Annotated in this window: 19 protein-coding genes and 1 riboswitch; of the genes, 4 read left to right on the top strand and 15 right to left on the bottom strand. The window is 71.3% G+C overall.

All coding sequences use genetic code 11. The features are described from left to right. Positions 1–197: 197 nt before the first annotated feature. From ACZ4SF_RS11020 to ACZ4SF_RS11045, 6 genes are all read right to left on the bottom strand, one after another. Positions 198–773 (bottom strand): GAF domain-containing protein, encoded by a 576-nt coding sequence (locus ACZ4SF_RS11020; protein ID WP_468381309.1) that lies wholly within the window; start codon positions 771–773, stop codon positions 198–200. Positions 774–834: 61 nt separating this feature from the next. Continuing rightward, positions 835–1,434, bottom strand: a complete 600-nt coding sequence (locus tag ACZ4SF_RS11025) for a GTP-binding protein (protein ID WP_468381312.1) — start codon at positions 1,432–1,434, stop codon at positions 835–837. Then, positions 1,412–1,783 carry a DUF742 domain-containing protein gene (locus ACZ4SF_RS11030; protein WP_468381315.1) on the bottom strand — a complete coding sequence of 124 codons (372 nt, stop codon included), beginning with the start codon at positions 1,781–1,783 and terminating at the stop codon, positions 1,412–1,414. Before ACZ4SF_RS11030 ends, ACZ4SF_RS11025 begins: the two co-directional genes overlap by 23 nt. Before the next feature lie 2 nt (positions 1,784–1,785). Continuing rightward, entirely contained in the window at positions 1,786–2,220 is a 435-nt protein-coding gene (locus ACZ4SF_RS11035) for a roadblock/LC7 domain-containing protein (RefSeq protein WP_468381318.1), read from the bottom strand. 77 nt (positions 2,221–2,297) lie between these two features. After that, on the bottom strand, positions 2,298–4,565 hold the full coding sequence (locus ACZ4SF_RS11040) for a sensor histidine kinase (RefSeq protein ID WP_468381321.1): 2,268 nt from the start codon (positions 4,563–4,565) through the stop codon (positions 2,298–2,300). 504 nt (positions 4,566–5,069) lie between these two features. Further along, entirely contained in the window at positions 5,070–6,236 is a 1,167-nt protein-coding gene (locus ACZ4SF_RS11045) for an MBL fold metallo-hydrolase (RefSeq protein ID WP_468381325.1), read from the bottom strand. Between the two features lie 238 nt (positions 6,237–6,474). Here ACZ4SF_RS11045 and ACZ4SF_RS11050 point away from each other — a divergent pair, with 238 nt between their 5' ends. Next, positions 6,475–7,653: a glutamate dehydrogenase gene (locus tag ACZ4SF_RS11050; RefSeq protein ID WP_468381328.1), complete on the top strand. Its 1,179-nt coding sequence runs from the start codon at positions 6,475–6,477 to the stop codon at positions 7,651–7,653. A gap of 171 nt (positions 7,654–7,824) precedes the next feature. Beyond that, positions 7,825–8,445 carry a TetR/AcrR family transcriptional regulator gene (locus ACZ4SF_RS11055; RefSeq protein ID WP_468381331.1) on the top strand — a complete coding sequence of 207 codons (621 nt, stop codon included), beginning with the start codon at positions 7,825–7,827 and terminating at the stop codon, positions 8,443–8,445. Positions 8,446–8,642: 197 nt separating this feature from the next. Here the strand turns inward: ACZ4SF_RS11055 and ACZ4SF_RS11060 are convergent, their stop codons facing one another. The 3 genes from ACZ4SF_RS11060 to ACZ4SF_RS11070 form a co-directional block, all read right to left on the bottom strand. Further along, entirely contained in the window at positions 8,643–9,428 is a 786-nt protein-coding gene (locus tag ACZ4SF_RS11060) for an SGNH/GDSL hydrolase family protein (protein ID WP_468382478.1), read from the bottom strand. Between the two features lie 213 nt (positions 9,429–9,641). Next, positions 9,642–10,547, bottom strand: coding sequence for a M23 family metallopeptidase (locus ACZ4SF_RS11065; RefSeq protein ID WP_468381334.1), 906 nt, complete (start codon positions 10,545–10,547; stop codon positions 9,642–9,644). A 3-nt stretch (positions 10,548–10,550) separates the two neighbouring features. Next, positions 10,551–10,716, bottom strand: a riboswitch (cyclic di-AMP (ydaO/yuaA leader). A gap of 303 nt (positions 10,717–11,019) precedes the next feature. Then, complete coding sequence (locus tag ACZ4SF_RS11070) at positions 11,020–13,092, bottom strand: alpha-galactosidase (RefSeq protein WP_468382481.1); 2,073 nt, start codon at positions 13,090–13,092, stop codon at positions 11,020–11,022. A gap of 171 nt (positions 13,093–13,263) precedes the next feature. On the opposite strand from ACZ4SF_RS11070, the gene ACZ4SF_RS11075 reads away from it, so the two are divergent. Then, positions 13,264–14,061 (top strand): tyrosine-protein phosphatase, encoded by a 798-nt coding sequence (locus tag ACZ4SF_RS11075; RefSeq protein WP_468381337.1) that lies wholly within the window; start codon positions 13,264–13,266, stop codon positions 14,059–14,061. A gap of 24 nt (positions 14,062–14,085) precedes the next feature. Here the strand turns inward: ACZ4SF_RS11075 and ACZ4SF_RS11080 are convergent, their stop codons facing one another. Together ACZ4SF_RS11080 and ACZ4SF_RS11085 are read right to left on the bottom strand one after the other, a co-directional pair. Then, positions 14,086–14,208 carry a DUF6126 family protein gene (locus ACZ4SF_RS11080; RefSeq protein ID WP_468381340.1) on the bottom strand — a complete coding sequence of 41 codons (123 nt, stop codon included), beginning with the start codon at positions 14,206–14,208 and terminating at the stop codon, positions 14,086–14,088. Continuing rightward, positions 14,205–14,828: a helix-turn-helix domain-containing protein gene (locus ACZ4SF_RS11085; protein WP_468381343.1), complete on the bottom strand. Its 624-nt coding sequence runs from the start codon at positions 14,826–14,828 to the stop codon at positions 14,205–14,207. Before ACZ4SF_RS11085 ends, ACZ4SF_RS11080 begins: the two co-directional genes overlap by 4 nt. A gap of 139 nt (positions 14,829–14,967) precedes the next feature. Between ACZ4SF_RS11085 and ACZ4SF_RS11090 the strand changes: the two genes are divergently transcribed. After that, on the top strand, positions 14,968–15,255 hold the full coding sequence (locus tag ACZ4SF_RS11090) for a hypothetical protein (protein WP_468381346.1): 288 nt from the start codon (positions 14,968–14,970) through the stop codon (positions 15,253–15,255). 10 nt (positions 15,256–15,265) lie between these two features. Here the strand turns inward: ACZ4SF_RS11090 and ACZ4SF_RS11095 are convergent, their stop codons facing one another. Genes ACZ4SF_RS11095 through hpnH form a run of 4 tightly spaced genes read right to left on the bottom strand, consistent with a single transcriptional unit; the run spans position 15,266 to position 20,822 of the window. Further along, positions 15,266–16,651, bottom strand: a complete 1,386-nt coding sequence (locus ACZ4SF_RS11095) for an aspartate aminotransferase family protein (RefSeq protein ID WP_468381349.1) — start codon at positions 16,649–16,651, stop codon at positions 15,266–15,268. Next, a complete protein-coding gene (dxs, locus tag ACZ4SF_RS11100; RefSeq protein ID WP_468381352.1) occupies positions 16,648–18,630 on the bottom strand; it encodes a 1-deoxy-D-xylulose-5-phosphate synthase in 1,983 nt (660 codons plus the stop codon). Before dxs ends, ACZ4SF_RS11095 begins: the two co-directional genes overlap by 4 nt. Before the next feature lie 31 nt (positions 18,631–18,661). After that, the gene (ispG, locus tag ACZ4SF_RS11105; RefSeq protein WP_468381355.1) at positions 18,662–19,795 is read right to left on the bottom strand and encodes a flavodoxin-dependent (E)-4-hydroxy-3-methylbut-2-enyl-diphosphate synthase; all 1,134 of its coding nucleotides are present in this window, start codon (positions 19,793–19,795) and stop codon (positions 18,662–18,664) included. Positions 19,796–19,799: 4 nt separating this feature from the next. Beyond that, positions 19,800–20,822 (bottom strand): adenosyl-hopene transferase HpnH, encoded by a 1,023-nt coding sequence (gene hpnH / locus ACZ4SF_RS11110; protein ID WP_468381358.1) that lies wholly within the window; start codon positions 20,820–20,822, stop codon positions 19,800–19,802. Positions 20,823–20,825 lie beyond the last annotated feature (3 nt).

The raw sequence follows: 20,825 nt of genomic DNA on the forward strand, positions 1-20,825 counted from the left end.
CATCGAGCTTTTCTTAACCGCCGCCTCAGCTTTCCTTCATGCCCCTCGCACTTCCCCGCGAACTGCCCTTCGCACGGCCTTCGCACGGCCCCTCCCGGTGTCTCTCCATGTCCCCCGTTCAGCGGCGCAGTCCGCCGTTCAGCGGTGCGGTCCCACGTTCAGCGACGCAGTCCGCCGTTCAGAGGGGCAGGCCCGCGTCAGAGGGGCAGGCCGTCCTCTGCGCTCCGTTCGAGGCGTACGACGAGGTCGGCGGCGAGCGCCTTGATGGTGTCCAGGCCCGTCCTGCCCCACACCCGCGGCTCGGTGTCGGCGGCGCACACGGTGCCGAGCGCCATGCCGGAGCTGTCGATGAGCGGAGCGCCCAGATAGGAGCGGATGCCGTAGTCGTCGACGACCGGGTTGCCCGCGAACCGGGGATAGTCGCGGACGTCCTCCAGGACCAGTGCCTTGTGGCGCACCACCACATGGGGGCAGAAACCATGGTCGCGCGGCAGCATCCGGCCGATCTCGGCTCTGCTGCCGTCCTCCCGCACGACCGGGGCGGTGGCGGGGGCGCTCAGGCCGGCGAAGAACTGATGGTCCTCGCCGATGAAGTTGACCATGGCGTAGAGCGCGCCGGTGAGCTGGGCCAGATGGCCCGCGAACGCGTCGAGCACCGGGTCGGGCCGGTCCGTCAGGCCGAGGCGGCGCAGCCGGTGCATGCGGGCGGGGGCCTCCTTGTCCTCGGGGGTGAGCAGCAGACCCCGGACCGGCCGGGGCGGCTCGTAGCTCATGGCCGGGCTCCGGCGCTGTAGACGTCTCTCATATAGCGGCTCCGTGGGCGGTAGGGCGGGATCACATGTGGGCGCCATGGCTGGGGGTGGGCGCGGGAGCGTGGGCGAGGAGATGGCGTACGAGAGTGAGCAGGGTCTGGACGCCGGAGCTGGAGATGCGGGCGTCGCAGCGCACCACCGGGACCTCCGGGTCGAGGTCGATGGCGGTCCGCACCTCGTCGGGGTCGTAGCGGAGGGAGCCGTCGAATTCGTTGATGGCGATGATGAAGGCGAGCCCGCGCTCCTCGAAGAAGTCCACGGCGGCGAAGCAGTCCTGCAGGCGCCGGGTGTCGGCGAGGATCACCGCGCCGAGCGCGCCCTCGGACAGCTCGTCCCACATGAACCAGAACCGCTCCTGTCCTGGCGTGCCGAACAGGTACAGCACATGTTCCGGATCGAGGGTGATCCGGCCGAAGTCCATGGCGACCGTGGTCTCCATCTTGTTCTCGATGCCGTCGAGACTGTCCGTGCCGACGCTGACCGTGGTGAGCAGCTCCTCCGTGCTGAGCGGTGCGATCTCGCTGACCGCACCCACGAAGGTCGTTTTGCCGACTCCGAACCCGCCCGCCACAAGGATCTTGAGCGCGGTGGGGAACGGGTCAGAGCTGTCGTCGTAGTCCATCGAGCACTGCCTCCAGCAGAGACCGGTCAGTGGGTGTGTGGTGGTAGGCGGGCGGCTTGGTGGTCAGCGCACCGCAGTCGACGAGGTCCGAGAGCAGCACCTTGGTGACCACGGCGGGCAGTTTCAGCTGGGCGGCGGCCTCGGCGACCGAGACGGGTGCGCGGCACAGGTCGAGTGCCTGCGCGTGCTCGGGTCCGAGGTAGCCCAGCGGGGTGACGCCGGTGGCCATCACCTGCGACATCAGGTCGAGGGCGATGCTGGGCTCGGTGCGGCCGTTGCTGATCGTGAAGGGGCGCACCAGCCGCCCGGCAGCATCGTCCAGCCAGGGCCCGTCGCCGGCTGCGGCCACGCTCAAGGCCTCGTCGCCGTGGCATCGACGGCGTGCTGCCGGGGTGCGGTCACCAGGTAGGGGCGGACACTCTTGACCAGCATCGCCATCTCGTAGCCGAGCACCGCCGCGTCGGCCTCCCGGCCGGCGAGCACGGCGAGGCAGGTGCCGGAGCCTGCGGTGGTGACGAACAGCAGCGTCTTGTCGAGTTCGACGACGACCTGGCGGACGTCGCCGCCGTCCCCGAACCGGACGCCCGCGCTGCGGCCGAGGGAGTACAGACCGGAGGCCAGGGCCGCCATGTGGTCGGCGCTGTCGAGGTCCAGGCCGTGCACGGACTTCACCAGTCCGTCGCAGGACAGGAGCACCGCGCTGGAGGTGTGCGGTACGCGCTGCACGAGGCCGCTCAGCAGCCAGTCGAGGTCGGTTGCGTGGGCGGTCGGCGCATCGCTGGCCATGATGGATCGACTCCTTGGGGTACGAAGCTCGTCGGGAGCGCTGGGGGTGGGGGTACGACGTGCGGGTGCGGGAACGGTCATCCGGCCGGTGTGCTCCCCTCGGTCCGGCCGGTGCCGCGGGTGCCGTCGGTTGCGGGCACAGGGGCGTGCGCCTGGGGTATGGGGGCCGGCGCCATGTGTTCCGAGACCTCGTGTTCGGGGCGTGTGCGTGCCGGTTCGGTGGATTCCGGCGCGGCGGACTGGAGGTGGCCTGCGTACTCCGGGTACTCCGGCTCGAGGTGATGCTGGGCCTCGGCGAGTCCGATCCCGCGCTGGAAGGCGGCCATGAGGCCGGGGTCGTGGCCGGCGACCGTGTCGGCGTCCTGGCGGGGCGCGGGGCCGCCGCGCAGCTGGGGCACGATGTGCTGCTGGGCGCGGCGGCGCGGGAGTTGGGGCTTGTCCATGGTGCCGCGGACGGTGCCGTCGCGGGGGGTGGGCGCGATGCCCGCGTGTGCCTCCACCACCGGCCGGTCCTCGGCGCTGATGCCGGGCACGGCGTCGGCGGGGGTGAGCCGGGTCTCGTGCGCGCCGCGCACCGGAAGCGGGGCGGGGGCGGCTCCGAGCCGCCCTGGCGCAGCGCTCTCGGTCCCGCGCGGACCGGCTCCGTTGCCGACACCGGGTCGTCCGGCTGCACTGTCGACGCCGGGTCGTCCGGCTCCACTGTCGGCGCCGGGTCGTGCGGCTGCCCTGTCGTCGCCGGCTCGTCCTGCTTCGCTGTCGGTGCCGGGTCGTCCGGCTCCGCCGTCCGCGCCACGCCGCCCCGGCCCGCGCTGCGCGTGCCGCCGCCGCCCGGTGGCCGGAGCCTGCCCGGGGCCCGCCGCGCCCCCTGCACCTGCACCGCCGGCACCGGCAGCACCTGCACCCGCTCCGGCTCCTTCTCCGGCTCCTGCACTGACCGCAGAGCCGCCTCCGGGCCCGCTGACGCCCCCGCCCGCGCCCGGCGACCCGCCCTGGGCAGGAACCCCGCTCCCCCTCCGTGCGACCGCTGCCTGTGCGGGCGGCGGTGGCGCGGCCGCACCGGCCGGCTGCTGCTGTCCGGTCCCCGCCGGACCCTGGAGCTGCGCCACGCCGGCCCCTGCACCCGCGCCCGCTGCGCCCGGCGCGTTCCCCAGCAGCGCCTGGGGGACGACGAGGACGGCCTGCACACCGCCGTAGATGTTGGTCTGCAGGCGTACGTGGATGCCGTGCCGGCGGGCGAGTTGGGAGACGACGTAGAGGCCGATGCGGCCGTCGGCCAGCAGGCTGGCGACGTTGACCTGGTCGGGGTCGGCGAGCAGGGCGTTCATCCGGTTCTGCTCGGCGACGGGCATGCCGAGCCCGCGGTCCTCCACCTCCACGGCGAGTCCGGAGGTGACGAGGTTGGCGCGGAGCAGCACCTGGGTGTGCGGGGCGGAGAACACCGAGGCGTTCTCGATGAGTTCGGCGAGCAGGTGGATGACGTCGGCGACGGCGTGGCCACGCAGTTCGCCGTCGATCGGCGGGACCAGCTTCACCCGGGAGTACTGCTCGACCTCGGCGATGGCGGAGCGCAGCACCTCGGTCATGCTGACCGGGTTGCTCCACTGCCGCCGGGAGACCGCGCCGCCGAGCACGGCGAGGTTCTCGGCGTGCCGTCGGATGCGGGTGGCCAGGTGGTCCACGTGGAACAGGCCCTTGAGCAGGTCGGGGTCCTCGATCTCGTTCTCCAGGTCGTCGAGGATCGAGATCTCGCGGTGCACGAGGGACTGGAGCCGGCGCGCCAGGTTGACGAAGACCTCCAGCTTCTGTTCGCTGCCCGTCTGGCTGGAGAGCTGGGCGGCACGCACGACGGCGGTGACGGCGCCGTCGTGCGCGCGGGCCAGATCGGCGGCGAGCAGTTCGAAGTCGTCGGCGTCCACGGGCGGCCGACGGCGCTGGCTGCGCTGCGGCGGCGTCTCGCCCTGCCGGAGTGCGTCGACGAGCGCGTGCAGGTCGGCCTCGCCGTGGGCGGCTGTGCGGCGCAGCGCGTCGATGCGGTCGGCGACCGAGCGGGCGGCGCGGTCGGCGGCCACACCGGCGATCAGTATGCCGGCGACGGTCACGCTGACCGCTCCCGCGAGCACGGCCCACAGGGTGGGGCCGGGGCGTACGCCGGTGGAGCGGATGCTGAACAGGACTGCGGCGGTGGCGCTGAGCGCGACCGCGAGCGGCGGCAGCACGGCGAGCCGCATGAGCTGTGGCCGTATGTGCCTCTCGGGCAGTGCGGGAGCGGGTCGGGCGACCGGTCGCCCGTGCCGGCCGCCCTCGCGGCGGTCGGCCCGGGCGGCCGGTGCTCGGAGGTGAGACATCTGCGTCCTCGTACTGTCCGTCGGGCTCGTTTCCGTGCGGTGCGCGCAGCGGGCTTGGCGCCGGTGCCGGGCATGCGTCATCGCGGCGTCGTTCGACGGGACCGGTGACCCGGCCGTGCGCCGTCCGACGGACACTCACAGTAGTTGCCTGCGCATCATGTGCGGTGGGCAGTTGCCAAACTCCCCCGCGCAGCGTCCCGCTCTGGTATGAGGCTTCGTACGAAAGACCGATGACCCGGCCGGGCGTCCCCGACCGATCCGAAAAAACACCGTTAGGACCTGGTCAGAAGCGGTCTGAAAAAGAAAGCGGCGGATGACGGTCAGGCGCGCTCGCGCCTTTCGTCATCCGCCCGTTTTCCGGCAGTTGTCTGCTCGCGGCCTCGCGTCGGACCGCCCGCCCCGGACGCCCGGGTCATCCTCGCCGCGAGCACGCAGAGTAATGCCCTTGGCCTGACCCCTGGCCGGACCTGTGCTTTCCCCGCCCAGATACGACCCGGCCGAGCGTCAGCCGCGCTTGGGCGGCTCGGCGATGAACGCGCCGACCGAGCGCCAGGTCCGCCGGGTGGCCCCGGAGGCGCTCCGCCACCACGCCTCCGCGGGCAGCTTGCCGGCCGGTTCGAAGGGCTCGCCGGGACGGGGCAGGGCCACCGCCTGGCCGGCCTCCTCGGCGGCCTCCTTGGTCCACTCCCCCGGCTCGGCCCAGGGGTGCGGGGCGAGGTTGAAGGTGCCCCAGTGGATCGGCAGCAGCACGCCGTGCGGCGCTCCGCCCTGCAGGTCGAGGTGGGCGCGCAGGCCCTCCTCCGGGGTCATGTGGATGTCGGGCCAGAACTCGCTGTACGCCCCGATCTGGATCATCGTGGCGTCGAACGGGCCGTACGCGGCGCCGATGTCCTCGAAGCCGTCGAAGTAGCCGGTGTCACCGCTGTGGTAGAGCCGGTGTTCCTCACCGGCGACGACCCAGGACGCCCACAGGGTGTGCTGGGTGTTGCGCAGGCCGCGGCCGCAGAAGTGGCGGGCCGGGGTGGCGGTGAGGGTGAGCCCGCCGACGCGGGTGGACTCGTGCCAGTCCAGTTCGCGCAGCCGGTCCGGGGAGACGCCCCAGTGCTCGAGGTGGGCGCCGACGCCGAGCGGCACGGCGAACAGGGTGTCCGTGCCGGCCAGGGCCTTGATCGTGGGCAGGTCCAGGTGGTCGTAGTGGTCGTGCGAGATGACGACGATGTCGACCGGACCGAGGGCGGCCAGCGGCAGCGGCACCGGGTGCAGCCGCTTGGGTCCGGCGAACGGGAACGGGGAGCAGCGCTCGCCCCAGACGGGGTCGAACAGGACCCGGTGGCCGTCGATCTCCGCGAGCACGCTGGAGTGGCCCATCCAGGTCAGCCGGAGCCCGGTGGCGGGCGGCTCGGCCAGGTCGGCGTAGGTCGTGGGATGGACCGGGACGGTGCCCTGGGGGGCGCGCAGCGGCCGGGTGTCCTTGTCCAGGAACACCTTCGCGAGATCCAGCGTGGAACCGGAGGGCCGGGTGCGGGCGGGACCGCCGGGGTTCTGGAAGACGCCGTCCTTGAAGTGCGGCGAACGGCGGATGCGTGCCAGGCGCTCACCGCCCGGGTCCGCGCCGAAGGCCGCGGGCCGCAGCGCACGGATCCCGGAGTTCGGGGAACGCAGTCCGGACACGGTACCTCCCGGGTGGAGTGGGTGAGGCCCTCCATTATGGTCGGCCCCTCCGACCGTCCCGGCACGGCGGGTACGGCGCGGCACCACGAAGGGTCCGACCGGCGCGTTGACAGGCCCGCGACCGACTCCGGATACTGACTCACTGTTCAGTAGCCGCCGGTTCGGCACGCGTCGTCGTCGCACTCTCCCGAGAGCAGCGCGCTGCTCCACCCCTGATCGCCGTCCCCGAGGAGAGCCCATGACCACCCCCCTGATGTCGCTCGTGTGGACCGACCACGTCACCGGCCGCCGGGGATTCCTGGTTGTGGACCGCCTGGTGCGGGGCGTGGCCAGCGGCGGTCTGCGGATGCGGCCCGGCTGCACGCCGGAGGAGGTGGCGGGCCTCGCCCGCGGGATGACGATGAAAGAGGCCCTGCACTACAACCCCGGGAGCCGGTACGTCCCGCTCGGCGGCGCGAAGGGCGGCATCGACTGCGACCCGCGGGACCCGCAGGCGTACGGGCTCCTCGTGCGCTATCTGCGGGCGATGCGGCCGTACATCGAGAGCTTCTGGGCCACCGGCGAGGACCTGGGCCTCACCCAGGACCTGGTGGACCGGGCGGCGGCCGAGGCGGGCCTGGTCTCCTCCGTCCAGGCGGTGTATCCGCTGCTCGACGACGAGGCAGCGGCCCGCAAGCGGCTCGCGGACGCCTTCGCGGTGGAGGTGGACGGCATCGGCCTGGACGAACTGGCCGGCGGCTGCGGGGTCGCCGAGTCGGTGCTCGCGGCCCTGGACCGGGCGGCGGTGCCGCACCCGGGCACCCGGATCGCGGTGCAGGGTCTGGGCACGATGGGCGGAGCCACCGCGCGCTTCCTCGCGCGCGCGGGCCTGACGGTGGTGGCCGTCGCCGACGTCAAGGGCACCATCGCCAACCCGGCCGGGCTCGACGTCGAGGCGCTGCTGGCCGCGCGGGACGGCTACGGCACCGTCGACCGCGGGGTGCTGCGCCCCAGCGACCGCGAACTGCCCGGCGACGCCTGGCTGTCCGTGGACGCGGAGGTGCTGGTGCCGGCGGCCGTGTCGTACGCCGTCGACACCACGAACCAGGAGCGGATCGGTGCCCGCTGGATCGTCGAGGCCGCCAACATGCCTGTCATGCCCGAGGCGGAGGCGCTGCTGGCCGCGCGCGGGGTGACCGTACTGCCGGACGTGGTGGTCAACTCCGGGACGAACGCCTGGTGGTGGTGGACCCTGTTCGGCGACATCGGTGCCGACGCCGACGAGGCGTTCGCCCGCATCCGGCGTTCGATGCGCGCCCTGGTCGGCCTGATGCTCGACCGCGCGGCGGCCGACGGCACGACCCCGCGCGCGGCCGCGCACGCTCTGGTGACCGACCGGCTGCCGGTGATCGCGGAGCGGTTCGGGTGGTACCGGTGACAGGGGCCGTCCCGGTCGTACGGCTGTCCCGGCCGAGCGGCACCCTCGCCCGACCGGACCGCCCGGACGTCCACGGTGCGGGGCACTGTTCCCCGCTCTCGCGCGTCCGCGGCCGAACCGGGGCGGACCGACGACTTAGGCGGCACCGGCGGCAGCGACTAGGGTGACCGCGTGGCGAGAGTGCGGTTGAGCGTGGCGGAGCGGCGGGAGGAGCTGCTGCGGGCTGCCATCGAGCAGATCGAGGTGCGGGGCGTTGCGGCGGTGAGGATCGCCGACGTGGCCGCGGCCCTCGGTGTGAGCAACGCGCTGGTGCTGTACCACTTCTCCACGAAGGAGAAGCTGGTCGCCGCAGCGTTCACCTTCGCGGCCAAGGACGATCTCGCGCATCTGCGCAAGCTGCTGGACCGGCGGACGTCGGCGCTGCGCCGGCTGCGGTCCGCGGTGCGCTGGTACGCGCCGACCGGACAGGCCAAGGGGTGGCGGCTGTGGATCGAGGGCTGGGCGGTGGCCCTGCGCGAGCCCGCCCTGCGCGAAGTCACCCGGGATCTGGACAAGCAGTGGAAGGCGGCGATCACGGAGGTCATCGCCGAGGGCGTGGCGGCCGGCGAGTTCGTCTGCCCGGACCCGGCCGGTGCGGCGCTGCGGCTGACCGCGCTGCTGGACGGGCTGGCCGTGCAGCTGACGTCGTACCCGGGCGGAGTGCCGCGGTCCCGGGCCCAGGAGTGGGTGGACGACGCCCTGGCCCGGGAACTGGGCCTGGACCGGCATGGGTTGACCGAACGGGAGCGGTGAGCGAACCGCCGGGGCGTCCGCGCACCGCGCCCCCCGGCCCGCTGCCGGTCCCGCCCCCCTTTCCGGGCCGCGACCGCGTGTCCCCCCACCCGCACCCACGGCCGGACCCCACGGGACGCGGGGGCACCGCGCCCCACCGTGCACGCCACCGTGCCCCGGCCCGCGCCTACGGCGGTCCGGGGCACGGCCGGGAAGCGTCAGGCGACCGACGCGATCCGCATCTTGATGTCGTCCGGCGACAGATGGCCCTTCGCGGTCACATGGTCCCCCGAGGACTCGCCGCGCAGCCGCCGCCCGATCCACGGGACGAGGTACTCACGCGCCCACTGGACGTCGTCGCGGCGGACCTCCAGGGTGCCCCGGGGAGGCAGCGGGGGCCACGCCTGCTCGGGGTCGGCCGGGACGTCGAGGGCGAGGACCTGCCCGGCCCGGAGCGCCACGCGCGTGTGCCCCTCGGGCGAGAGGTGCAGCCGGTCGCTGTCCCAGGCCCGGCGGTCCTGCACGGACTTCAGGGACCACAGGTCGAGCACGGGGCAGCCGTACCGGTCGGCGATGGCGCGGACGTGCCCGTTGTAGGTCGCGATCTTGCCCCGCAGGTGCTTGAGCAGGGGGACGCCCCGGGTGTCGAAACCGGTCGTCACCATCACCGTGCCGGCAGCCTCGGTCAGCCTGGCCACGGCACGCTCGAACCGCTCGGCCACCTCGTCCGGGTCGGTGCCCGGGCGGATGATGTCGTTGCCGCCGGCACAGAAGGAGACCAGGTCCGGGGCCAGTTCGGCGGCCTTGGGGACCTGGTCGGCCACGATCTGGTCCAGCAGCTTTCCGCGTACGGCGAGGTTGGTGTACTGGAAGTCGCCCTCGGGACGCCGGTCGGCGAGCAGCACCGCGAAACGGTCGGCCCACCCTACGAACGCCCCGTCGGGACCGTGGTCGCCGACGCCCTCGGTGAAGCTGTCCCCCACCGCCACGTACGACCCGATCACTGATCTGTTGTCATTCTTCGAATCGTCTGCCACGTCGGACCATGATTCACCTTCGGATGTGACCTACGCGACCGTAGGCCGGGGTTGACGAACGGTGAGATGAGACACTCTTAAATAATTTGCCAATCAGGGAATACCGAAGGCCGGACCCGGGGGTCGGGGGTCCGGCCTTCGCTGGCGTGTCAGGCAGGTGGTGTTCGCGCGGGGCGCCGCTCAGCCGACGGGGACGCCGTGCTGGCGAAGGTAGCCGACCGGGTCGATGTCGGAGCCGTAGTCGGGCGTGGTGCGGATCTCGAAGTGCAGGTGCGGGCCGGTCACGTTGCCGGTGGCGCCGGAGAGGCCGACCTGCTGGCCCGCGGTCACCCTCTGGCCGGCCGAGACGGAGAGCTGCGACAGGTGGCCGTACTGGGCGTAGTAGCCGTCGTCGAGCTTGATGACGACCTGGTTGCCGTACGCGCCGCCCCAGCCGGCGGAGACGACGGTGCCCGCGGCGACGGCCTTGAGGGAGGTGCCCGTCGGGACGACGAAGTCGACACCGGTGTGGTAGCCGCTGGACCACATGCTGCCGGCCGTGTGGTAGGCGGTGCCGATGGTGGCACCGGCGACCGGGAGGGTGTAGCCGGTGGCCTTCGCCTGCGGGGCGGCGGAGGCGGGCGGCTGGGCGGGCTGGGAGGCGGCGGACCGGGCGGGCTTCGCAGCGGCCGAGGTGTGCTGCGGGGCGGCGGACTCGGTGCGGGGCTGCGCGGCCTTCTTGCCGACGCTGAGCTTCAGGCCCGGGCGGATCAGCGAGGGGTCGGCGCCGACGGTCTGGCGGTTGTCGTCGTACAGCCGGTGCCAGCCACCGGCGACGTGCTGCTCGTCGGCGATCTTCGAGAGGCAGTCACCGCTCCGCACGGTGTAGGTGCGCACGCTCGAATCCGGCTGTGCGGGGGCCTTCTTCACCGTGTTCGGAACGGACTGCACGGCCTTTCCGGAAACGGGCTGCGCGGGGGTCGCGGCGTGCGCTCCGGCGGCCCCGAAGAGCGGGAGGGCCAGTGCGGCGCCGCCGGTTCCGGCGACGGCGACGGAGCGGGAAAAACGCTGGGTCTTGGGGCGTCGGTGCTTACCCTTGGCGGGCATGGCGCAATTCCTCTCCGGCGCCTGCGAGGTCAGCTGTCGGGTTCGGACTGGAGCTGCCCGGCCGCGCGCTGCACGGCTTCACCCCTAGCCTGTCGCGGAGACCGGGACAGGCAGTCGTACCTGATGGGTCCCCCGCTCCTGCCGTACACGGGTCAAGTGTGTGGGGACTCCGGGCGGCGGCAGGATTCGGCATTCCGTCCGGATTGGTGGCGAACGTAAGCGAGCCGAACACACGGAAACAAGCAGCCGGTTCCGCTTGTTCGGGTTTCGGGTGATCGGATACGGGAATTCATGGTCACCCTCCGTGAATTCCCGCCTCCTTCAGCCTTCGATTTCCCTTTTCGGCGCCGCTATTGCATGGACATGACGCGCCACTCACGGTCACGGATATGACCCTCCTCACGCCACGTGCCACCATGACCCCTTATTCCACAGCGAGTTGTGATGAAGACCGCTAATTCGGACAGAAAGCTCAGATGCGGCGCAGACGGAGAACCGTCGCATCCAGGTCGCCCGTGAGTCCGGTGCACAGCCCGTGGTGCAGCAGCACCGCCCCTCTGTGAATTTCGCCTGTTTCGCGGCATTCGTACGATGCCGTCGCATCGAGTCCGCGCAGCCGCACCGCCGGCACCGGTTCGCCGTAGCTCTGCGCCTGCAGCCACGCCAGGACCACGGTCTCCTCGCCGAGTACGTACTGGACGGCGCTCAGGCCACCCGTCGGAGGGCGCAGCCGGTACAAGTCGCCGCGCTGCACGACGGGGCGGATCTCCTTGTACAGCTCCACCCAGTGCCGGGCCTCCGCCAGTTCCGCGTCGGTCCACTCGGTGAGGTCGCCGCCGACGCCGAGGACGCCCGCCATGGCACTGACGAACCGGAAGCGCAGCGAGCTGACCCGCCCGTTGAGCTGGGTGTTCGGACTGTCGGTGACCCAGGCGGACATCACGCGCGCGGGGTGGATCTGGGTGAAGCCGTGCTGGATGGCCAGCCGGTCGAGCGGGTCGGTGTTGTCGGAGGTCCACACCTCGTCGGTACGGCTCAGCACTCCCAGGTCGATCCGGCCGCCACCGCCCGAGCAGGACTCGAAGGCGACCCCCGGATGGGCCGCGCGCAACCGGTCCAGCAGGCCGTACAGGGCGTGCACGTGGTCCACCCACAGGCGCTGCGGATACGGGTCCCCCGGCCAGCCGGCGTCGGTGAAGCAGCGGTTGAAATCCCACTTCACGTAGTCGATGGGGGCGCTGGACAGCAGGGCGTCCAGCCGGTCCCAGAGATATTCCCGGACGTCCTCGCGGGCGAGGTTGAGGACGAGTTGATTGCGCAGTTCTGTCCGCTTGCGTCCCGTTTGGTACTGCACCCAGTCGGGATGGGACCGGTAGAGATCGCTGTCCGGGTTGACCATCTCCGGCTCGACCCAGATGCCGAACTGCATGCCGAGGCCGTGCACCTGGTCGGCGAGGGGCCCCAGGCCGTGCGGGAAGCGGTCCGGGTTGGGCGTCCAGTCGCCGAGGCCGGCCCGGTCGCTGGTACGGGCGCCGAACCAGCCGTCGTCCACCACGAACAGCTCGACGCCGATCTCCGCGGCGCGCCGGGCGAGGACGGCCTGCTGCTCCTCGGAGATGCCGAAGTTCGTCGCCTCCCAGGAGTTGAACAGCACCGGACGGTCCCGCTCCGCGTCCGGGATGACACAGGTGCGCTGGTAGGCGTGCCAGGTGCGGCTCGCGCCGCCGAAACCGCCGTCGCTCCACAGGCCCCCGAATACCGGGGTGGTGTACGACTCCCCCGGCTCCAGGCGCAGCAGGCCCGAGTCGTCGTAGCCGGCGCCGCCGGTGATCTGCACGCGCGCGTCCGGGAGCTGGGCGACCGCGATGCGCCAGGAGCCGGACCAGCCGAGCGCGCAGCCGTAGACCTCGCCGCGTTCCTCGGTGGCGTCGGTGTCGAGGGCGACCCAGGGCAGGTGCTGGTGGCCGGTGTGGCCGCGGCGGCTGCCGATGACCTTCTCTCCGTAGGTGAGGGGAGCGGTGGTGAGCCGGGACTCGGCGGCCCAGCGGCCGTGCAGCTGGGACAGCCGCCAGCCCTCACGGTCGGGCAGGGTCCAGGTGGCCGCGTCGGCGCGCAGCAGTTCCACGCGCGCGTGACCGCCGTTCTCGACGGTCACCCAGCGCTCGACGACATCGCCGCGCATCCGGTAGTGCAGGGTGATCCCCACGCCGTCGTCGTCGAAACGAAGGCGCAGGTCCGCGCCCTCGGTGTCGTGCGACACGAAGCGCCACTGCGTCCCGCGCCGCTCCTCGGTGCGCACGGAGAGGGCGGGGCGGACGAAGCGGGGACCGCCCTCGACGGGGTACTCCTCGCGGCCGTCGAGCGGGGACTCGAAGGGCCAGTAGCCGGGCAGCGGGCTCACCGCGAGGGCCTCGGCGTCGGCGAGGGCGATGCGCGGACCCCAGTGCAGGTGCAGCAGTTCGTCCGCGTCGGTGAGATGCAGGGCATAACTGCTGCTCGGGCCCGACAGGAGCCAGGTACGACCGTCTTCGGCGATGTCCACCATCGAGACCTCACAGGTGTCAACAGATCCGCTCAAGTGCCAACATCATCAAGGGCCACGGACCTGCCTGACAATGCCTGTGGACAACTCATTGCCTGAGGAAATCGATGCCGTATGGTCGACGGAGCGCCCGTCGACGAGCCGCGCCGGCGGGGCCGACCGGGAGGAGTACCCGTGACGCAGCAGGTCCCGTCGACCGAGCCGGAACTGGCCGGAGTGCGTAATTTCCGTGACGTGGGCGGGCTGCCGACCGTGGACGGCCGGCGGGTGCGCTACGGCGTCCTGTTCCGCAGCGGGCACCTGGCACACGCGACCGAGAAGGACGCGGCATTCCTGGCCTCCCTGGACCTGCACACGATCTTCGACTTCCGCAACACCGCCGACCAGAAGCTGGAGGGCCCCGACGTCGAGCTGCCCGGCGTGCGGAACGTGAACCTTCCGCTGAGCGACCCGGCCGACGGCGCCGAGTTCTGGAAGATGGTCCGCGACGGCGACCTGGACCAGTTGCGGGAGATTCTCGACGACGGCAAGGCGGCGGGCCGGATGATCGCCTCCTACCGCAAGATCGTCAAGGAGCGCACCGCCGAGCACTCCCAGGTGCTGCATGCGCTCGCCGGGGACAGCGTGCCCGCGCTGATGCACTGTGCCGCGGGCAAGGACCGCGCGGGCATCTCGATCGCCGTCACCCTCCTCGCCCTGGGCGTGGAGCGGGACGCCATCGTCACGGACTACCTGGAGTCCAACGCCAGACACCGCCGCTACAAGGTCCACCGCAGCGGCAGTGCGGACACGGCGTACACCCCCGAGGTGATGGAACTGCTCAGCCCGCTCTTCGACGCCCGCGCCGAGTACCTCGCGGCGGCCTTCGACAGCATCGAGGAGACCTGGGGCGGCATCGACACCTACCTGGAGCAGGGCCTGCGCCTCTCCCCCGGGAACCGGGACCGGCTGCGGGAGCGCCTGCTGGACTGAGCTGCGACCGGCGGCCCGGTCGGGTCAGCCCTTGGCACCCACCGCGAACAGCAGGTACAGGAACGCGGCCAGGACATGCCCGAGGGCGATGTAGATGATCAGTCGGATCCACAGGGCACGGGGGAACTTTTCTTCGAAGTTGCTCATGACAGCTCTCCGGTCAGCGGCCCCAGGCACAGTGCGGCCGTGGGACTCTGCAGCAGGGTGTGGACGAACAGCAGCTCCACGCCGTCGTGGTCCTCGGCGGCGAGGCGGTGCGGGGTGAGCGAGTCGAAGTGCGCACTGTCGCCGGGCGCGAGCAGGTGCACGGTGTCGCCGAGGCGCAGGCGCAGGCGTCCCTTGAGGACGTAGAGCCACTCCTCCCCGGGATGGACGCGGACGATGTCGCCCTGCGAGCCGTACGGAACGCGGACCCGCAGGGCCTGCATGCCGCGGCCGGGGGCGCCGGCCTGGACGTAGGTCCAGCCGCCCGCCCGGGTCGGTTCCATGTCGGCGGCCCGCACGATCGCGTCCCGGTCGGCGACCGTCTCGCCGAGCAGCTCGGAGACGGTCGTACCGTAGATACGGGCGAGTGCGAGCAGCATCGGCAGCGAAGGCTGACGATGCCCGGTCTCCAAACGGGAGAGGTGCGCCGGCGAGAGTCCGGCGGCCCGGGCGGCGGCCTCCAGGGTGAGGCCCCCGCGCCGGCGCAGGGCACGCAGCTGTGGCGCGACGGCGGGCAGCTCGTCGCCCGGTCCGGCCGGGGGCGCCGCGTCTGAGGCGTTCATGCCTCTATTCAGCCCGGTTTTTGCCTGGGCGGCAATTTCCTTGCCTCTGAGGCAAAGGGCCCCGGGCATCCGGGCGCCCCTATGCACCCTGCTACGATCAAGCCCTGGATTTGAACACGTTCAAACCAAGGGGGATCTCATGCCTGCGAGCACTACGACCGACCCGTCCGGCACACCCGCCGGCGCCCTCGGTCCCACCGCACTCGTCTTCGGGGTCATGGCCGCGGTGGGCGTGTGGCCGACGCTCACGTTCGGCCTGCTGCCCCTGATGATCATCGCCGGGGGACTCGCCGTCACGTTCGGTCTGATGGGCGTCCACTACGCCCGCCGTGGCAGCGGCCGGCTGTGGACCGCCGTGACGGGAGCCGTACTCGGCACCATCGGACTGCTCTACCCCTTCGCCCTCCTCGCGGTGCTCTTCTACTGAGCCCTGACGGTCAGCGGTTCGCCACCGCCTGCTTGATCAGGGTCTTGCCGAAGTCCCACACCAGCCCTCCGCCGCCGTGCGCGTCGTCCATCACCGCGGTGAACGCGCCCACGAACCGGTCCACGTCGGCCTCGTCGAGGACCAGCGGCGGAATGAGCTTGATCACCTCCAGGTGGTCGCCCGAGACCTGGGTGAGGATGCGGTGCTTCTGCAGCAGCGGTACGACGACCATCTGCGCGAACAGGCCCTTGCGTGCCGCCTGGAGCATGCTCCAGCGGCTGCGCAGCTTCAGTGACGAGGGCCTGCCGAACTCGATGCCGATCATCAGGCCCCGGCCACGGACGTCGGCGAGCAGCTCGTAGTTGTCGACGAGCGCGGCCAGCCGGGACCTGAGCAGCTCACCGGTCGTCCGCACGCCGGCGACGATCTGCTCGTTCTCCATGACCGACAGCACGGCGAGACCGCACGCCATCGCCTGGGCGTTGGCACCGAAGCTCGCCGAGTGGACCAGGACACGGTCCATGGACGAGTAGACCTTCTTGAAGATCCACTCCCTGCCCAGGGTGGCGCCGACCGGGACGTAGCCGCCGGACAGCGCCTTGGCCACACACACCAGGTCGGGTTCCACACCGTCCTCGTGCTGGTAGGCGTAGAAGTCGCCGGTGCGGCCGAGACCGGTCTGCACCTCGTCGGCGATGAGCAGCGCCTTGTGTGCCCGCAGCAGCTCCTGCGCGGCGCGCAGATAGCCGGGCGGGGCCTCGTGCACGCCCTTGCCCTGGATCGGCTCCACGATCAGGGCGGCCACGTCACCCTTCTTCAGCTCCCGGGCGAGGGCGTCGAGATCGCCGAGGGGTACGGCGGTGTCGGGCAGCAACGGGGCGAAGCCGTCCCGGAACCCGCTCTCGCCGTTGACCGACAGCGAGCCGGTGGTCAGACCGTGGAAGGCGTGGTCGCAGTAGAGGACCCGCGGTCTGCCGGTGGCGTACCGGGCGAACTTCAGGGCCGTCTCCACCGCTTCGGTACCGCTGTTGCCGAAGAACACCCGGTCCAGGTGCGGGCTGTGGGCGAGGAGCCGCTCGGCGAGCAGGCCGGGCAGCGGCTGGCAGTCGAAGCGGGTGAGGTCGGCGAGGTCCAGGTCGAGCACGTCGTGCAGCGCCTTGCGGACGACCGGATGATGGCGGCCCAGGCCCATCACCCCGAACCCGGCGAGCATGTCCAGGTAGTCGTTGCCGTCCGCGTCGAAGAAGTGGGCACCCTGGCCGCGCTTGTAGACCTTGTCGAAGCCGATGGTGTGCAGCATGCGCGGCAGCTGCGGGTTGAGGTACTTGGCATGCAGCTCGTAGCGTTCGGCTCCACGCTCGGCGAGCAGGGCGCCGAGGTCGAACTCCGTGCTCATTCCTTCTCCTTGTCAGCGCCCCGAAGGAGCGCGGGGAACGGCGCGACCAGCTCCGGCGGCGCCGCGGACGCGATCCGGCCTTCCCCGGCGCTTCCCTGCGCGCACTCGTCGTCCCGCACCGCGAGACTCGCGCTGATCCGCCCGGCGATCTCGACGGGCGTGAGACCGATGTCGGCCAGCACCTCGCTGCGTTTGGCGTGCGCGAGGAACTGTTCCGGGATGCCGAAGCGCCGCACCGGCACGTCGACCTCGGCATCGGCGAGAGCCAGCGCCACGGCCGCACCGACACCGGCCGCACGGCTGTTGTCCTCCACGACGGCCACCAGGCGGTGTCCGGCCGCGAGACCGGGCAGAGCGGGATCGACCGGCTTGACCCACCTGGGGTCGACCACCGTGCAGCCGATGCCCCGGGCCTGCAGCAGTCCGGCGGCCTGCAGGCACACCGGCGCCATCACGCCGACGGCCACCAGCAGCACCTCGGGACCATCGGTGCGGTGCAGGACGTCCATGCCGCCGACCCGGCCGAGAGCCGGGAGGGCCGGGCCGACGGACTCCTTCGGGAAGCGGACCAGGGTGGGTGCGTCGTCCACGGCGACCGCCTCGCGCAGCTGGGCGCGCAGCTGGTCGGCGTCGCGCGGGGCGGCGATCCGCAGGCCCGGGACGACCTGGAGGATCGACATGTCCCACATGCCGTTGTGGGAGGCGCCGTCGGTGCCGGTGACCCCGGCCCGGTCCAGCACGAACGTGACCCCGCAGCGGTGCAGGGCGACGTCCATCAGCAGCTGGTCGAAGGCGCGGTTGAGGAACGTGGCGTAGACGGCGACGACCGGGTGCAGTCCGCCGGTGGCGAGGCCGGCCGCCGACACGGCCGCGTGCTGCTCGGCGATGCCCACGTCCCAGACCCGGTCCGGGAAGCGCTCGGCGAAGCGGCCGAGGCCGACCGGGTGCAGCATGGCCGCCGTGATCGCCACGACGTCCTCGCGCTCCTCCCCGATCCTCACCATCTCGTCGCCGAAGACCGAGGTCCAGGACGGCCCGCGGGACGGGGCGAGCGGCTCGCAGGTGAGCGGGTCCATCACGCCGACGGTGTGGAAGTGGTCCTCCTCGTGCGCGAGGGCGGGCTCGTAGCCGCGGCCCTTCTCGGTGAGGCAGTGGACCAGGACGGGACCGTGGAAGCGCTTCGCGCGGCGCAGCGCCGACTCGACGGCCTTGATGTCGTGGCCGTCGATCGGGCCGAGGTACTTCAGGCCCAGGTCCTCGAACATGCCCTGCGGGGCGAAGGCGTCCTTGAAGCCCTTCTTGGCGCCGTGCAGGGACTCGTAGAGTGTGCTGCCGACGACAGGGGTGCGCTGAAGCACGTCCTTGCCCCAGGCGAGCATCTTCTCGTAGCCGTCGGTCGTGCGCAGGGTGGTCAGGTGGTTGGCGAGGCCGCCGATGGTGGGAGCGTACGAGCGCTCGTTGTCGTTGACGACGATGATGAGCGGGCGGTCCTTGGCGGCGGCGATGTTGTTCAGCGCCTCCCAGGCCATGCCGCCGGTCAGCGCGCCGTCGCCGATGACCGCGACCACATGGCCCGTCTCCCCCCGCACCTGGTTGGCCTTGGCGAGGCCGTCGGCCCAGCCGAGCGCGGTGGAGGCGTGGCTGTTCTCGATGACGTCGTGCTCGGACTCCTCGCGCGAGGGGTAGCCGGACAGACCGCCCTTGCCGCGCAGCTTCGAGAAGTCCTGACGGCCGGTCAGCAGCTTGTGCACATAGCTCTGGTGGCCGGTGTCCCACAGGATGCGGTCGGCCGGTGACTCGAAGACCCGGTGGAGTGCGACGGAGAGTTCCACCACCCCCAGATTGGGCCCGAGGTGACCGCCGGTTCTCGACACCGCGTGCACCAGGAACTCACGTATTTCCTCGACCAGTTCGCCGAGTTCCGCCTCGGCCAGCGCCTTCAGGTCGCGTGGTCCCCGGATGGTCTCCAGAATGCTCACGCTCGGGCCCCCTCTCGGTCCGTGCCTTGTCTCAACTCAACTGTTCTGCGGGGCCCGTCCGCTCGGCGAGCTTCATGGCCTCCTCGATGAGGGTCGCCACGATCTTCGACTCGGGGACGGTCTTGACGACCTCGCCCTTCACGAAGATCTGCCCCTTGCCGTTGCCCGAGGCAACCCCGAGGTCGGCCTCCCGGGCCTCCCCCGGACCGTTGACCACGCACCCCATCACCGCCACCCTGAGCGGCACTTCCATGCCGTCCAGGCCCGCGGTGACCTCCTCCGCAAGTTTGTACACGTCCACCTGAGCCCGGCCGCAGGACGGACACGAGACGATCTCCAGGCGCCGCTGCCGCAGCCCGAGGGACTCCAGGATCTGGATGCCGACCTTGACCTCCTCGGCGGGCGGCGCGCTCAGCGACACGCGGACGGTGTCGCCGATGCCCCGGGACAGCAACGCCCCGAACGCCACGGCCGACTTGACCGTGCCCTGGAACGCCGGGCCGGCCTCCGTGACCCCCAGGTGCAGCGGGTAGTCACAGCTCTCGGCGAGCTGCGTGTACGCCGCGATCATCACGACCGGGTCGTTGTGCTTGACGGAGATCTTGATGTCCCGGAAGCCGTGCTCCTCGAAGAGCGACGCCTCCCACAGAGCGCTCTCCACCAGCGCCTCGGGGGTCGCCCGGCCGTGCTTGCGCAGCAGCCGACTGTCCAGCGAGCCGGCGTTGACCCCGATACGGATCGGCGTGCCGTGGTCCCTGGCGGCGCGCGCGATCTCCTTGACCTGGTCGTCGAACTTCTTGATGTTGCCCGGGTTGACGCGCACCGCCGCGCAGCCCGCCTCGATGGCCGCGAACACGTACTTCGGCTGGAAGTGGATGTCCGCGATCACCGGGATCCGGGACTTGCGGGCGATGGCCGCGAGGGCGTCCGCGTCGTCCTGCGTGGGGCAGGCGACGCGGACGATCTGACAGCCGGAGGCGGTGAGTTCCGCGATCTGCTGCAGGGTGGCACCGATGTCTGACGTACGGGTCGTCGTCATCGACTGCACCGACACCGGGGCTCCGCCCCCGACCGCCACCGGCCCGACGTGGATCTGCCGCGACTGCCGTCGCGGCGCGACCGGACGGGCCGGCACCTCGGGAACGCCCAAGGGAACGGCGGTCACCGCGTCACTCCCGGTTTCCGGACACGGTCTCGCGCATGGCCCGCAGGGACTCCTTCAGGGAACCCATGGTGGCGAGGACGGCGGTCGGTTCGTAGCCGCAGTGCGCCATGCAGTTGTCGCAGCGCGGGTCCTTTCCGCGGCCGTACTTGTCCCAGTCGGTCTTCTCCACCAGTTCCCGGTACGTCGGCACGTACCCGTCGCTCATCAGATAGCAGGGGCGCTGCCAGCCGAAGAGGGAGTAGTTCGGGATCGCCCACGCGGTGCACGGGAAGTCGACCTTGCCCTCCAGGAAGTCCAGGAAGAGCGGGGAGTGGTTGAGCCGCCACTTCTTGCGGTTGCCGCCCGCGAAGGCCTTTTTGAACAGCTCGCGGGTCTGCTCGACACCGAGGAAGTGCTCCTGGTCGGGGGCCTTCTCGTAGGCGTAGGCGGGCGAGATCATCATCTCGTCCACCTTGAGATCGTCGTTGAGGAAGTTGAGCACCTCGATGACGGTCTGCGGGGTGTCGGTGTTGAAGAAGGTGGAGTTGGTGGTCACCCGGAAGCCGCGCCGCTTGGCCTCCTTGATGGCCTCCACCGCCTCGTCGAACACTCCCTCCTTCGCGACGGACTCGTCGTGCCGCTCGCGCAGCCCGTCGATGTGCACCGCGAAGGCGAAGTAGGGCGAGGGCTTGAACAGCTCCATCTTCTTGCGCATCAACAAGGCATTGGTGCACAGGAAAACGTATTTGCGCCTGGCCACCAGCTGGCGCACGATCTCGTCGATCTGAGGGTGCATCAACGGTTCGCCGCCGGCGATGGACACCATCGGCGCACCGGACTCCAGCACCGCGCCCACCGCCTGCGCGACCGGCATGCGCTGCTTGAGGACACCGGCCGGGTGCTGGATCTTGCCGCAGCCCTCGCACTTGAGGTTGCAGGCGAAGAGCGGTTCCAGCTCCACGATGAGCGGGAACTTGTCCCGCCTGCGCAGCTTCTGTTCAGCCAGGTAAGTAGCGACCTTGATGGACTGACGCAACGGCATGGCCATCTG

The organism is Streptomyces sp. NPDC027663, assembly GCF_055566415.1.

Coding starts and splice junctions, on each gene's coding strand:
- ACZ4SF_RS11020 (WP_468381309.1), bottom strand. CDS start 773: ATGAGCTACGAGCCGCCCCGGCCGGTCCGGGGTCTGCTGCTCACCCCC.
- ACZ4SF_RS11025 (WP_468381312.1), bottom strand. CDS start 1,434: ATGGACTACGACGACAGCTCTGACCCGTTCCCCACCGCGCTCAAGATC.
- ACZ4SF_RS11035 (WP_468381318.1), bottom strand. CDS start 2,220: ATGGCCAGCGATGCGCCGACCGCCCACGCAACCGACCTCGACTGGCTG.
- ACZ4SF_RS11040 (WP_468381321.1), bottom strand. CDS start 4,565: ATGTCTCACCTCCGAGCACCGGCCGCCCGGGCCGACCGCCGCGAGGGC.
- ACZ4SF_RS11050 (WP_468381328.1), top strand. CDS start 6,475: ATGACCACCCCCCTGATGTCGCTCGTGTGGACCGACCACGTCACCGGC.
- ACZ4SF_RS11065 (WP_468381334.1), bottom strand. CDS start 10,547: ATGCCCGCCAAGGGTAAGCACCGACGCCCCAAGACCCAGCGTTTTTCC.
- ACZ4SF_RS11070 (WP_468382481.1), bottom strand. CDS start 13,092: ATGGTGGACATCGCCGAAGACGGTCGTACCTGGCTCCTGTCGGGCCCG.
- ACZ4SF_RS11080 (WP_468381340.1), bottom strand. CDS start 14,208: ATGAGCAACTTCGAAGAAAAGTTCCCCCGTGCCCTGTGGATCCGACTG.
- ACZ4SF_RS11085 (WP_468381343.1), bottom strand. CDS start 14,828: ATGAACGCCTCAGACGCGGCGCCCCCGGCCGGACCGGGCGACGAGCTG.
- ACZ4SF_RS11090 (WP_468381346.1), top strand. CDS start 14,968: ATGCCTGCGAGCACTACGACCGACCCGTCCGGCACACCCGCCGGCGCC.
- ACZ4SF_RS11095 (WP_468381349.1), bottom strand. CDS start 16,651: ATGAGCACGGAGTTCGACCTCGGCGCCCTGCTCGCCGAGCGTGGAGCC.
- hpnH (WP_468381358.1), bottom strand. CDS start 20,822: ATGGCCATGCCGTTGCGTCAGTCCATCAAGGTCGCTACTTACCTGGCT.